At 61.4% G+C, this 11,835-nt stretch carries 12 protein-coding genes; 3 read left to right on the top strand and 9 right to left on the bottom strand.

Annotated features, from left to right (window positions below):
* Positions 1 to 39 precede the first annotated feature (39 nt).
* Entirely contained in the window at positions 40 to 726 is a 687-nt protein-coding gene (locus tag AC0N03_RS05690; RefSeq protein ID WP_474287609.1) for a GNAT family N-acetyltransferase, read from the top strand.
* Positions 723 to 1,469, top strand: a complete 747-nt coding sequence (locus AC0N03_RS05685; protein WP_474287607.1) for an SDR family oxidoreductase — start codon at positions 723 to 725, stop codon at positions 1,467 to 1,469. The genes AC0N03_RS05690 and AC0N03_RS05685 overlap by 4 nt, the downstream gene beginning before the upstream one ends.
* Before the next feature lie 173 nt (positions 1,470 to 1,642).
* On the opposite strand, the gene AC0N03_RS05680 is transcribed toward AC0N03_RS05685, so the two are convergent.
* Together AC0N03_RS05680 and AC0N03_RS05675 are read right to left on the bottom strand one after the other, a co-directional pair.
* Entirely contained in the window at positions 1,643 to 2,599 is a 957-nt protein-coding gene (locus AC0N03_RS05680; protein ID WP_474287605.1) for a 2-hydroxyacid dehydrogenase, read from the bottom strand.
* Between the two features lie 85 nt (positions 2,600 to 2,684).
* Complete coding sequence (locus AC0N03_RS05675; RefSeq protein ID WP_474287604.1) at positions 2,685 to 4,313, bottom strand: acyl-CoA synthetase; 1,629 nt, start codon at positions 4,311 to 4,313, stop codon at positions 2,685 to 2,687.
* Between the two features lie 251 nt (positions 4,314 to 4,564).
* Here AC0N03_RS05675 and AC0N03_RS05670 point away from each other — a divergent pair, with 251 nt between their 5' ends.
* Entirely contained in the window at positions 4,565 to 6,463 is a 1,899-nt protein-coding gene (locus tag AC0N03_RS05670) for a propionyl-CoA synthetase (protein WP_474287603.1), read from the top strand.
* Between the two features lie 261 nt (positions 6,464 to 6,724).
* Here the strand turns inward: AC0N03_RS05670 and ruvB are convergent, their stop codons facing one another.
* From ruvB to AC0N03_RS05635, 7 genes are all read right to left on the bottom strand, one after another.
* On the bottom strand, positions 6,725 to 7,765 hold the full coding sequence (gene ruvB, locus AC0N03_RS05665; protein ID WP_474287602.1) for a Holliday junction branch migration DNA helicase RuvB: 1,041 nt from the start codon (positions 7,763 to 7,765) through the stop codon (positions 6,725 to 6,727).
* Positions 7,762 to 8,379 (bottom strand): Holliday junction branch migration protein RuvA, encoded by a 618-nt coding sequence (gene ruvA / locus AC0N03_RS05660; RefSeq protein WP_474287601.1) that lies wholly within the window; start codon positions 8,377 to 8,379, stop codon positions 7,762 to 7,764. The genes ruvB and ruvA overlap by 4 nt, the downstream gene beginning before the upstream one ends.
* Before the next feature lie 63 nt (positions 8,380 to 8,442).
* Complete coding sequence (gene ruvC / locus AC0N03_RS05655) at positions 8,443 to 8,955, bottom strand: crossover junction endodeoxyribonuclease RuvC (RefSeq protein ID WP_474287600.1); 513 nt, start codon at positions 8,953 to 8,955, stop codon at positions 8,443 to 8,445.
* On the bottom strand, positions 8,956 to 9,702 hold the full coding sequence (locus AC0N03_RS05650) for a YebC/PmpR family DNA-binding transcriptional regulator (RefSeq protein ID WP_474287599.1): 747 nt from the start codon (positions 9,700 to 9,702) through the stop codon (positions 8,956 to 8,958).
* 77 nt (positions 9,703 to 9,779) lie between these two features.
* On the bottom strand, positions 9,780 to 10,598 hold the full coding sequence (locus AC0N03_RS05645) for a TIGR00282 family metallophosphoesterase (protein ID WP_474287597.1): 819 nt from the start codon (positions 10,596 to 10,598) through the stop codon (positions 9,780 to 9,782).
* A 307-nt stretch (positions 10,599 to 10,905) separates the two neighbouring features.
* On the bottom strand, positions 10,906 to 11,226 hold the full coding sequence (locus AC0N03_RS05640; RefSeq protein ID WP_474287596.1) for a GIY-YIG nuclease family protein: 321 nt from the start codon (positions 11,224 to 11,226) through the stop codon (positions 10,906 to 10,908).
* A 46-nt stretch (positions 11,227 to 11,272) separates the two neighbouring features.
* Positions 11,273 to 11,830 carry a 5-formyltetrahydrofolate cyclo-ligase gene (locus AC0N03_RS05635; RefSeq protein WP_474287595.1) on the bottom strand — a complete coding sequence of 186 codons (558 nt, stop codon included), beginning with the start codon at positions 11,828 to 11,830 and terminating at the stop codon, positions 11,273 to 11,275.
* Positions 11,831 to 11,835: the final 5 nt, after the last annotated feature.

The raw sequence follows: 11,835 nt of genomic DNA, 5'->3' as shown, positions 1-11,835 counted from the left end.
GAGCTCCTTCCCGCGCCAAATCCTGATAAAGAGGCAAACATGACCTCTGCTGAACCTGTCGGCGTGCCTGTCGACCCAAGACCCGCGCCACGCCCGGTGCATCATACGATCGAAGGCCGCTCCATCACGCTGGCGCCTTTGCTGGCGCGCCACAGCGATGACCTCTATCCGCTCTCGCATGGCAAGAATGCCCATGTCTGGGACTATCTGTTCGAAGCACCGTTTGCCGACAAGGCGGCCTTTGATTCCCATATAGCCGCCAAGGCGGCTTCAGCCGATCCGTTGTTTTTCGCCATTCTCGACAAAACGGGCCGCGCCATCGGCTATGCCACGCTGATGCGCATCGACACCACCCACCGCGTGATCGAGGTGGGTAATATTCTCTACACGCCCGCGCTGCAGCGCACGAAGGGCGCAACTGAAGCCATGTATCTGCTGGCCAGATATATCTTCGAACTCGGCTACCGCCGCTACGAATGGAAGTGCAATGCGCTCAATGCGCCCTCGCGCCGCGCGGCTCTGCGCTTCGGCTTCACTTTTGAGGGCATTTTCCGTCAGCATATGATTGTCAAGGGACGCAACCGCGACACCGCATGGTATTCGATGCTGGACAGCGAGTGGCCGCGCAATGCCAAGGCCTTCGAAGCCTGGCTTGACCCGGCCAATTTTGATGCCAACGGCCAGCAGAAAACCAGTTTGAGCCAATTCAGGGAGCAGATGAAATGAGTGGACGTTTACAGGGAAAGACAGCGGTTCTGACGGCGGCGGCAGCGGGCATCGGTCTTGCCACCGCCGAAGCTTTTCTGCGCGAGGGCGCGAAGGTCGTTGCCACCGACATTAACGAAGAGGCGCTCGCCGGCCTGAAGGGCGCAACCGTGCGCAAGCTCGATGTGCGCAGCACCGCCGCCGTGCAGGCTCTGGCGGCAGACATCGGCCCGGTCGATATTCTGTTCAATTGCGCGGGCTTCGTCCATCACGGCTCCGTGCTGGAATGCTCGGACGAGGACTGGGATTTTTCCTTCGACCTCAATGTCAAATCGATGCACCGCATGATCCGCGCATTCCTGCCGGGCATGCTGGAGCGGGGCGCGGGTTCCATCATCAACATCGCCTCGGGCGCATCTTCGGTACGCGGCATTCCGAACCGCTATGTCTATGGCGCTTCGAAAGCGGCCGTCATCGGCCTTTCCAAGGCCGTTGCCGCCGATTTCATCAAGCGCGGCATCCGCTGCAACGCTATCTGCCCCGGCACGATCGAAAGCCCCTCGCTGGATCAGCGCATCGCCACTCTGGCCAGGCAGACCAGCCAGAGCGAAGATGCCGTGCGTCAGGCCTTTATCGACCGGCAGGCCATGGGCCGCCTCGGCAAGGCCGAGGAAATTGCAGCTCTGGCCGTCTATCTGGCGTCGGACGAAAGCGCCTATACCACCGGCACGATCCACATCATCGATGGCGGTTTCTCGCTGTAAGCCGGTTGTAAAGCCGCTACCTGCTTTCTCCCCGCGCCCTGAGCCTGTCGAAGGGCGAGGGAGAGGCGATCATCCTTCGACAAGCTCAGGATGAGGTTCGACAGGCTCAGGATGAGGCTTAACGGGTTCAGATTGAGGGGTGCGAGCGCGTCAGGCGCCTTCCCTGCCTCAGGTCAGCGGCGGACAGGCGTCTCCGGCACCGGGGTCAGCGGCGCTTTGCCCTCATTCCATGCCAGAAGATTGTCCACCACCAGCTGGCCCATGGCGTTGCGCGTATGATGTGAAGCCGAGCCGACATGCGGCAGCAGCACGACATGATCCATATCGATCAGCGCCTGCGGCACACGCGGTTCATCGGCAAATACGTCCAGACCGGCGCTCAGAATCAGCTTTTTCTGCAGCGCTTCGATCAGCGCAGGTTCATCAATGACCGAGCCGCGCGCCACATTGATGACGATGCCGTCCGGCCCAAGGGCCCGCAAAACTTCCATATTGACGATATTCTTGGTGGCGGCGCCGCCGGGCGTGATCACCATGAGAATGTCGACCGCCTCGGCCAGCCCCTTGAGCGTGGGATAATAGGGATAATCGACATCCGGCTGGCGGTTGCGGCCGTGATAGGCGATCCTGAGGCCAAAGGCTTCGGCGCGCCGGGCAATGGCCTTGCCAATGCGCCCGAGGCCCAGAATGCCCATCGTGCGGCCCCGCAGCGTGGACGTCAGCGGAAAATTGTCTCTCAGCCAATGGCCGGCGCGCAGGTAGCGCTCGGCCCGCGGCAATTCGCGCACGGTGGCGAGCAACAGGCCCATCGCGGTATCCGCCACCTCCTCGTTAAGCACGTCGGGCGTATGCGTGACGATGATGCCGTGCGCGCCCGCCCATTTCGCATCGACATGATCATAGCCAACGCCGAAGCTCGACACGATCTCGAGATTGGGAAAACGGCCCATGAAGGCAGCGTCGACCGGCTGGTGCCCGCCGCCCACGGCGAGGCCGCGGATCTGGGGCGCGATATGCTCCACATCCGCCGCGCTCATCTCCCACATGCGATGCAGCGGCAGGCGCGCCGCAATGCCATCCATGATCAGCGGCATCATCGGCGCAGGCATCAAAACATCCATCCCAGCCATATTCCAACTCCCTTTTAGCCGCACTATCGCATAGTTATCGATAACAGCAAGAGAGACAGCGCCGTCAAACCCGTTTTATCCGCCGCTAAAGCGCTCTGGCCCGTTCCCGCAGCACATATTTCTGCATCTTGCCTGTCGATGTTTTGGGCAGTTCGGCGAAGATGACCGTGCGCGGCACCTTGTAGCCGGCAAGGTGATTTCGGCTCCAGCCGATGAGTTCCTCAGCGGTGACGCTGGCCCCCGGCTTGAGTTCGATGAAGGCGCAGGGCGTTTCGCCCCATTTTTCGTCAGGGCGCGCCACAACGGCCACGGCCTGCACTGCCGGATGCTTGTAGAGCGCATCCTCAACCTCGATGGAGGAAATATTCTCGCCGCCGGAAATAATGATGTCCTTCGAGCGGTCCTTGAGCTGGATATAGCCATCGGGATGTTTGACGCCGAGATCGCCGGAGTGAAACCAGCCTCCGGCAAAGGCGGCCTGCGTGGCCGCCGGGTTTTTCAGATAGCCTTTCATCACCACATTGCCGCGCATCATCACCTCGCCGAGCGTCTCGCCGTCGGCAGGCACGGGCTGCATGGTCTGCGGATCGAGCACATCAAGGCCTTCGAGCGAGATATAGCGCACGCCCTGACGCGCTTTCTTGGCGGCCTGCTCGTCAAGAGGCAGAGCATCCCAGTCGCTGTTCCAGTCGTTGACCACGGACGGGCCGTAGGTTTCGGTAAGGCCATAGAGATGAGTCACCTCGAATCCGGCAGCCTTCATCGCGGCCAGCACTGAGGCGGGCGGGGGCGCGGCGGCGACGAAAAACGCGACCTTGCCGGAAATGGGCTTCTTCTCCTCGTCCGGCGCATTGAGCAGCGTGCTCATCACGATCGGCGCGCCGCACATATGGGTCACGCCATGTCCGGCAATAAGTTCATACATGGTTCTGGCGCGCACCTGCCGCAGACAGACATGCGTGCCATTGGCCGCCACAACCGACCAGGGAAAGCACCAGCCGTTGCAATGAAACATCGGCAGGGTCCACAGATAAACCGGATGATGCCCCATATTGCCGGTCAGCAGGTTGGATATGGCGAGAAGATAAGCTCCGCGATGATGATAGACCACGCCCTTGGGGTCGCCCGTGGTGCCGGACGTGTAATTGAGGCTGATCGCGTCCCATTCGTCGTCAGGCAGTCGCCAGTCAAAGCCGGGGTCGCCCGAGGCGACAAAGGCCTCGTAATCCTGCACGCCCAAAGCCTCGCCCGCGCCGGAATATTCGGGATCGTCGTAATCAATCACCAGCGGCTTGTTTTTGGCCAGGCTGATCGCCTCTTTCATCACTTTCGAAAATTCGCGGTCGACGATCAGCGCCCTCGTCCCGGCATGATCGAGCGTGAAGGCCAGAACCGCGGCATCGAGGCGCGTGTTGAGCGTGTTGAGCACGCCGCCGCACATCGGCACCCCGTAATGGCACTCCAGCATCGCCGGCGTATTGGCCAGCATGACGCTGACCGTATCACCGCGGCCGATTCCCGCGCGCTGCAGCGCCGAGGCCAGCGCCCGGCTGCGCGCATAGAACTGGCGGTAGGTGCGGCGCAGCGGCCCGTGAACGATGGCGATCCTGTCGGGAAAAACCGCTGCGGCCCGCTCCAGAAAGGGAACAGGCGACAAGGGCTGGTGATTGGCCGCGTTGCGGTCGAGATTCTGGTCGTAGACTGAAGGTGACATGCGATCCTCCCCGATCCCTTATACCGTCTCCGCGAGACGATGCCTCTTCAACATTCGGCTAGATTGCGGCAGATTGCGACCTGATCCGCGACCGAGCAAGCGCGGCTGCGCATCCGTGCGGAAATTTCGCATCGATGATAAATTCAAGCGTTGCTGCGGCGGGAATGGTTCGACAAAGAGATAGGGTGCGTACACAGGCATTCTCGCTTAATGTGCCGCGTATCAGGCACATGCCGCGCGTGGAGAAGATCATGGGTCGCTATTCTGAAGTCTATGCCACTTGGCAGGATAATCCGGAACAGTTCTGGCTTGAGGCCGCACAGGCGATCGACTGGTTCAAGGCGCCGGTGGCGGCATTCGACCCCGGTTCCGGCCCCTATGGCCGCTGGTTTCCTGACGCCACCTGCAACACCTGCTACAATGCGCTTGACCGGCATGTGGCCGGCGGGCGCGCCGGACAGGCGGCAATGATCTATGACAGCCCGCTGACCGGCCAGAAAAAAACCTTCACCTACGCCGAAATGCTGCATGAGGTGGCGACGCTGGCCGCCGTGCTGCAGGATCAGGGCGTCGAAAAGGGCGACCGCGTCATCATTTACATGCCGATGATTCCCGAAGCCGCCTTTGCCATGCTGGCCTGCGCGCGCATCGGTGCCATCCACTCGGTGGTGTTCGGCGGTTTCGCCGCCAAGGAGCTGGCCACCCGCCTTAACGATTCGCAGCCGAAACTGGTTCTCGCCGCCTCCTGCGGCATAGAGCCGGGCCGCGTCGTGCATTACAAGCCGCTGCTGGACGAAGCGATCGAGCTTGCCAGTGCCAAGCCGCAGGGCTGCATCCTCTTTCAGCGCCCGCAGGAGCAGGCACGTCTGGTTGCGGGGCGCGATCATGACTGGGCCAGCCTCGTGGCCGCAGCCAAGGCCGCAGGCCGCACGGTGCCATGTGTCGAGGTGATGGCCACCGATCCGCTCTACGTGCTCTACACGTCGGGTACGACCGGCATACCCAAGGGCGTCGTGCGCGACAATGGCGGCCATATGGTGGCGCTGCACTGGTCAATGCGCCACCTCTACGGCATCGCGCCGGGAGAGGCCTTTTGGGCCGCTTCGGATGTCGGCTGGGTGGTGGGGCATTCCTATATCGTCTACGGGCCGCTGATCAACGGCTCAACCTCGCTGCTCTATGAGGGCAAGCCGGTCGGCACCCCTGATCCCGGCGCGTTCTGGCGGGTTATTTCAGAGCATAATATTGTCTCGCTGTTCACCGCGCCCACCGCTTTCCGCGCCATCCGCAAGGAGGACCCGCAGGCCAGCCATATCGGCCGCTACGATCTCTCCAGATTCCGCAGCCTGTTTCTGGCCGGCGAGCGTGCCGACCCGGATACCGTCGCCTGGGCTGAGAATGTATTGAAAGTTCCGGTAATCGACCATTGGTGGCAGACGGAAACCGGCTGGTGCATGGTGGGCAATCCGCTCGGACTGGAGCAGCTTCCGGTCAAGCATGGCTCGCCAACCGTGCCGATGCCAGGCTTTGACGTGCAGATCGTCGATGAGGCCGGACACCCTGTTCCGGCGGGCAAGATGGGCTCTATCGTGGTAAGACTGCCGCTGCCGCCCGGCGCGCTGCCCAGCCTCTGGCAGGCGGACGACCGGATGAAATCAAGTTATCTTGAGGCCTTTCCCGGCTATTATTCCACCTCGGACGCCGGATACCGCGACGAGGACGGCTATCTCTACATCATGGGCCGCACCGACGACATCATCAATGTCGCCGGCCACCGTCTCTCCACGGGCGGCATGGAAGAAGTGCTGGCCTCGCATCCGGACGTGGCCGAATGCGCCGTCATCGGCATCAAGGACGAACTCAAGGGCGAGCAGCCCTGCGGGTTCATCGTGCTCAAGCATGGTGTCAACCGCGATCATGCCGAAATCGAAAAGGAAATCGTGAAACTTGTGCGCGAGAAAATTGGCCCTGTGGCGGCCTTCAGGCTGGTGCTGACAGTGCCGCGCCTGCCCAAGACCCGTTCGGGCAAGATCCTGCGCGGCACGATGAAAAAAATCGCCGATCACGACCCATGGACAACCCCGGCCACCATCGACGACCCGGCCGTTCTCGACGAGATCGGTTCAGCGCTGAAACAAAAGGGGATTTAGGGGACTTCATTTTTTATAGAGTGCAAAAATCCCCTTTCCCCCTATCCTTCGACAAGCTCGGCTTGAGGGGAGAGGGTGAGGGGAAAACCGTCATTGCGAGGAGGCGAAGCCGACGAACGCAATCCATTTCCTTCTGGATTGCTTCACTTACGTTCGCAATGACGATAGGGCGTGATTGTCTTTTGCCACTCCCCCTCAACCTCCTTCGACACGCTCAGGATGATGGGGAGGGGGCATTGAGTCCAACTGAACGCAACTTCTCTACCCCTCATCCTCCACATCAAACAGCCGGAACTGCGGCGTTGGCGCCGCAGGCTCGGCCAGACCCAGATGCCGGAAGGCCTGCGGCGTCAGAAGCCGCCCGCGCGGGGTGCGCTGCAAAAAGCCCTGCTGCAGAAGATAGGGCTCGATAATATCCTCAATGGCGTCGCGCGGCTCCGAGAGCGCCGCGGCGATGGTCTCGATACCGACGGGCCCGCCGCCAAAATTCACCGCCACCATTTCAAGATAGCGCCTGTCCATCAGATCAAGGCCGATGGCATCGACATCCAGCAGGCGCAACGCCTTGTCGGCGATCGCCCGCGTGACCCTTTCAACGCCATCGACAATGGCAAAATCGCGCACCCGGCGCAGCAGCCGCCCGGCGATACGCGGCGTGCCGCGGGCGCGCCGGGCAATCTCATTGGCGCCATCGGGCGACATGGGAATATTCAGCACCCGCGCGCCGCGCACGACAATGCCTTCAAGCTCGTCCACGGTGTAAAAATTCAGCCGCATGGGAATGCCGAAGCGGTCGCGCAAAGGCGTGGTGAGCAGCCCGGCGCGGGTGGTGGCGCCCACCAGCGTGAATTTGGCCAGATCGATCTTGACCGAGCGCGCGGCAGGCCCCTCGCCGATGATCAGATCGAGCTGGAAATCCTCCATCGCGGGATAAAGAATTTCCTCCACCGCCGGATTGAGCCGGTGAATTTCGTCGATGAACAGCACATCCCGCTCTTCGAGATTGGTGAGCTGGGCGGCAAGATCGCCGGCCTTGGCAATGACAGGGCCGGAGGTGGAGCGGAAATTGCTGCCAAGCTCGCGCGCCACGATCTGGGCGAGCGTGGTCTTGCCGAGGCCGGGCGGACCAACGAAAAGCACGTGATCGAGCGCCTCGCCGCGCGCCTTGGCCGCCTCGATAAACACTTTCAGATTGGCGCGCAGAGCAGCCTGACCGGTAAAATCGGCCAGCGTCTGCGGGCGGATCGAGGCGTCGATATCGTCCTCGCGCTTGTCGGGAGAGGTGAGCTTGGGATTTTTCATCCCGCCAGTTCCTTCAGGCCGCGGCGGATAAGCGCGCTGGTTTCAGCGGCCTCGCCCAATGCGGCGACGGCAGCGCCAACAGCGCTCGCCGCCTGCGGGCGGCCATAGCCAAGATTGACCAGCGCGGAGATTGCGTCCTGCACCGGCTTTGGCGCGCTTTTCGCCTCATCCTCTCCGGCAAGGCGCACGATATTGGGGTCGACAGAGCCGAATACGGGGGCCTTGTCCTTCAATTCGGCCACGATGCGCGCGGCCAGTTTCGGGCCGACGCCGCTGGCGCGCGCCACGCTCGCCTTATCCTGCAGGGCAATGGCGCTTGTCAGTTCGGCGGGCGCAAGAATGCCCAGAATGGCCAGCGCCACCTTGGAGCCGACACCCTGCACCGTTTGCAGCAGGCGGAACCAGTCGCGCTCCGCATCCGACGCAAAGCCGAAAAGCCGGATCGCATCCTCGCGCACCTGCGTCTCGATGGCGAGGGCCGCCGCCTCGCCCACGCGGGGCAGCTTTTGCAGGGTGCGGCTGGAGCAGGCCACGATATAGCCGACGCCGTTCACATCAAGAATGACGTGATCCTCGCCGTAGGAATCGATAATGCCCTTCAGTTTGCCGATCATGGGTTCCGTGCCGTTCTGGTCTGGCGACTCACTGGCAGACTATGGGATATTTCCGTTTTGTTCTCAAGCGCCGCGCTGCAGGGCCTTGTTCAGCGCCGAAGCGCCCCGGTGCTGCGCATGGCAGATGGCGATAGCCAGAGCATCGGCCGCATCCGCCGTTCTCGCGGCGGATTTGGGCAGCAAGACCTTGATCATCATCTGAACCTGATCCTTTTCGGCGTGACCGACGCCGACAACAGTCTTTTTCACCTTGTTGGCGCCATATTCGGCAACGGAGAGGCCAGCCAGCGCCGGCACCACCAGCGCAATGCCGCGCGCCTGCCCCAGCTTCAGGGTTGCCTGCGGATCGGTATTGACGAAAGTTTCCTCGACCGCCGCCTCATCGGGCTGGTAGCGCGCGATGATGTCGGCAAGACCCTCATGCAGTTCGCGCAGACGCTCCGCCAGACTCTGTTTTGCGTCGGAATGCAGCGAGCCGCAATCGACATAGATGAGCCGGGAGCCTTCCACATCGACGATGCCCCAGCCCATGTTGCGCAGGCCGGGATCGATGCCGATGATGCGGGTCAGGGCCATTCAGGCGCTCATCTTCGCCACGAATGCGTCGGAAAGCTCGAAATTGGCATAGACATTCTGCACGTCGTCATTGTCTTCGAGATTGCCGATCAGCTTCATGATCTTTTCCGCAGCCTCGTCGTCAACCGCAACAGTGTTCTGCGGCTTCCAGACGAGGGACGCCTTGCGCGGCTCGCCGAACCTGGCTTCCAGAGCTTTGGCGACATCGCGCAGGGCCTCCATCGACGTGACGATGGTATGGCCGTCCTCGCTGGACTGCACGTCATCGGCGCCGCATTCGATGGCGGCTTCCATCATCGCGTCTTCGGAGGCAACTTTGGCGGCAAATTCAATCTGGCCGACACGATCAAACATGAAGGAGACTGCGTTGCTCTCGGCCAGCGCCCCGCCCGCCTTGGTGAAATAGGACCTCACCTCGGAGGCCGTGCGGTTACGGTTATCGGTCAAGGCTTCGACGATGACAGCGACACCGCCCGGCGCATAGCCTTCGTAGCGCACCTCGTCATAATTGTCGCCTTCGCCGCCAACGGCCTTCTTGATGGCGCGCTCGATATTGTCCTTCGGCATATTCTCGGCGCGCGCTTCCAGCACGGCGGCACGCAGGCGCGGGTTCATTGCCGGATCAGGCAGGCCCATCTTGGCGGCAACAGTGATTTCGCGCGCGAGCTTGGAAAAAAGCTTGGAACGGGCAGCGTCCTGCTTGCCCTTCTTGTGCATGATGTTCTTGAACTGACTATGACCTGCCATGAATCCCACCTGACGCGGATATGCGTGAAAACATTCCGGCGCTTATAGCTTTGAAAAACTGAAAAATAAAGCGCTTCTCAACCCCAGAAATCCGGCACGGTCTGTGACAGGCGCCCGCCGATGCGCACAGGCGCGACTTTTGTAGCAAGGCCCCTGCCATCAATCTCCACCGCAAGACCGCACAGCGTGGCCTGCCCCTCTGCCGGTTCAAACCGGCTGCCCGGCACCTTGCGGGTGAAACGGCGGATGGGCTCTTCCTTGTCCATGCCGATGACGCTGTCGTAATCGCCGGTCATGCCGGCATCCGACTGAAAGGCCGTGCCATGCGCAAGAATCTGATGATCGGCGGTTGGCGCATGGGTATGCGTGCCCACCAGAACCGAGGCGCGGCCATCGACAAAATGCGCCATGGACTGTTTTTCACTGGTCGTCTCGGCGTGAAAATCAATGAGCACAGCGTCGCAGGCCTGCCCCAGCGGACAGGCGGCAAGTTCCCGCTCGACGGCGGCGAAAGGATCGTCCAGCGCATCCATGAAAATACGGCCCATCGCATTCATCACCAGAATATTGGCGCCATTGGCCGCCTGAAACAGATTGGCGCCGCGCCCCGGCGTGCCGGCCGGATAATTGACCGGACGCAGCAATTTTGGCTGGCGCTCGATAAAGACAAGCGCCTCGCGCTGGTCGAAGGCATGATTGCCCAATGTCACGCAATCGGCACCCGCCTGCAGAAGATCGTCGCAGATCGCCTCCGTAATGCCGAAGCCGCCGGCAGCGTTCTCGCCATTGACGACAACAAAATCGAGGCTCCAGCGCGCTCTTAATGCGGGCAGGTGATCCATCACCGCCAGACGACCAGCCCGGCCAACGACATCGCCAATGAACAGAAGACGCATGTATTCGAACCCTTTATCGCTTTTGCCGTCTCATACCGGCCTCTGGCGCTCAACGATAAGCACCTGCCTCAGTTGGCATTGTACGCTTAACTTTCTGTTTTCAATGTTTGGACTTTGCGAACATGCGCGTCAACGCCCCTTCACCCTTCGAGAGCCTCAGGGTGAGGGGCTTTCTTGCCAGATTTTTATGGAGTTCGTGCCCGCCTGAGCATTTGCCTGATCGCCTCACCCACATCCGCTCCGCGCGACATTACCTTGATGCCTGATCCTGAAAATCCGAAACCCTTATGCGAAAAAACCAAAGCCCTCATCCTGAGGCTCTCGAAGGATAAAGGGCGCGGTCTGAAGCTCTGATCGCCGCCAATTCCTTTAAGCGTTGAAAATCACCATCGATCAAAGCCTGTTTCTTGGCGCGGTTCCAGCCTTTGATCCGGCGCTCTGTCGCGATGGCTTCGTCAATACGGTTAAATTCAGCGCTATATACAACGATAACAGGGCGTCGGATGCATGTATAACTGGCGACAAGACCCTGGTTATGCTCGCTGACGCGCTCTGCAACACTGCGTCGCGTCAAGCCGGTATAGAAGCTGTCATCAGCGCATTTGAGAATATAAACAAAGGCTTGCATGCGCGGATTTCTCTATTTTTAAACGCCCCTTCACCCTTCGGGAGCCTCAGGGTGAGGGGACGATCACGCCGTCTTCCGTAACGATCTGGTCGAGGCGTTCGTCATGGCCCTCATAGGGCACGCGGGCGATTTCCTGACACGCAAAAGCAAGCCCGATCTTGCGCCGCGGATTGAGCGCGGCGATCGCGCGGTCATAAAAGCCCTTGCCATAGCCGATGCGGTGGCCGGCGCGATCAAAGGCCGCCAGCGGAATAAGCATGGTGACAGGGCGGGCGAGCGGCGCGTCAAGCCCCGGTTCGGACAGGCCGAACCTGCCGGTTTCAAGCGGCGCCCGGCCATCCCACAGCCGGAATTCGAGCACATCGCCCTCGACGCGCGGCAGGGCCAGCGGCCTTCCGGCGGCGATCAGCGCCAGCATCAGCGGCCGTGTGTCGATTTCGGAGCGGATGGGCCAGAAGACGGAAACAGGCCCCGCGGGCCAGTCCTGCGCCAGCGCCAGCACGTGCCGCGTGATACGGGCGCTGGCATCGGCCCGTGCGCCTGCCGGGAGCGAATCACGACGAGACAGCGCCTCGTTACGGTAAAAGGCCTTGTCTCTGTGCATAAGCC

This window comes from Methylocystis sp. sgz306128 (assembly GCF_056032725.1).
Note: the sequence above shows the minus strand (reverse complement) of the source record. Positions and strands in the feature narration are given on the sequence as shown.

Coding starts and splice junctions, on each gene's coding strand:
- AC0N03_RS05690 (WP_474287609.1), top strand. CDS start 40: ATGACCTCTGCTGAACCTGTCGGCGTGCCTGTCGACCCAAGACCCGCG.
- AC0N03_RS05685 (WP_474287607.1), top strand. CDS start 723: ATGAGTGGACGTTTACAGGGAAAGACAGCGGTTCTGACGGCGGCGGCA.
- AC0N03_RS05680 (WP_474287605.1), bottom strand. CDS start 2,599: ATGGCTGGGATGGATGTTTTGATGCCTGCGCCGATGATGCCGCTGATC.
- AC0N03_RS05675 (WP_474287604.1), bottom strand. CDS start 4,313: ATGTCACCTTCAGTCTACGACCAGAATCTCGACCGCAACGCGGCCAAT.
- AC0N03_RS05670 (WP_474287603.1), top strand. CDS start 4,565: ATGGGTCGCTATTCTGAAGTCTATGCCACTTGGCAGGATAATCCGGAA.
- ruvB (WP_474287602.1), bottom strand. CDS start 7,765: ATGAAAAATCCCAAGCTCACCTCTCCCGACAAGCGCGAGGACGATATC.
- ruvA (WP_474287601.1), bottom strand. CDS start 8,379: ATGATCGGCAAACTGAAGGGCATTATCGATTCCTACGGCGAGGATCAC.
- ruvC (WP_474287600.1), bottom strand. CDS start 8,955: ATGGCCCTGACCCGCATCATCGGCATCGATCCCGGCCTGCGCAACATG.
- AC0N03_RS05650 (WP_474287599.1), bottom strand. CDS start 9,702: ATGGCAGGTCATAGTCAGTTCAAGAACATCATGCACAAGAAGGGCAAG.
- AC0N03_RS05645 (WP_474287597.1), bottom strand. CDS start 10,598: ATGCGTCTTCTGTTCATTGGCGATGTCGTTGGCCGGGCTGGTCGTCTG.
- AC0N03_RS05640 (WP_474287596.1), bottom strand. CDS start 11,226: ATGCAAGCCTTTGTTTATATTCTCAAATGCGCTGATGACAGCTTCTAT.
- AC0N03_RS05635 (WP_474287595.1), bottom strand. CDS start 11,830: ATGCACAGAGACAAGGCCTTTTACCGTAACGAGGCGCTGTCTCGTCGT.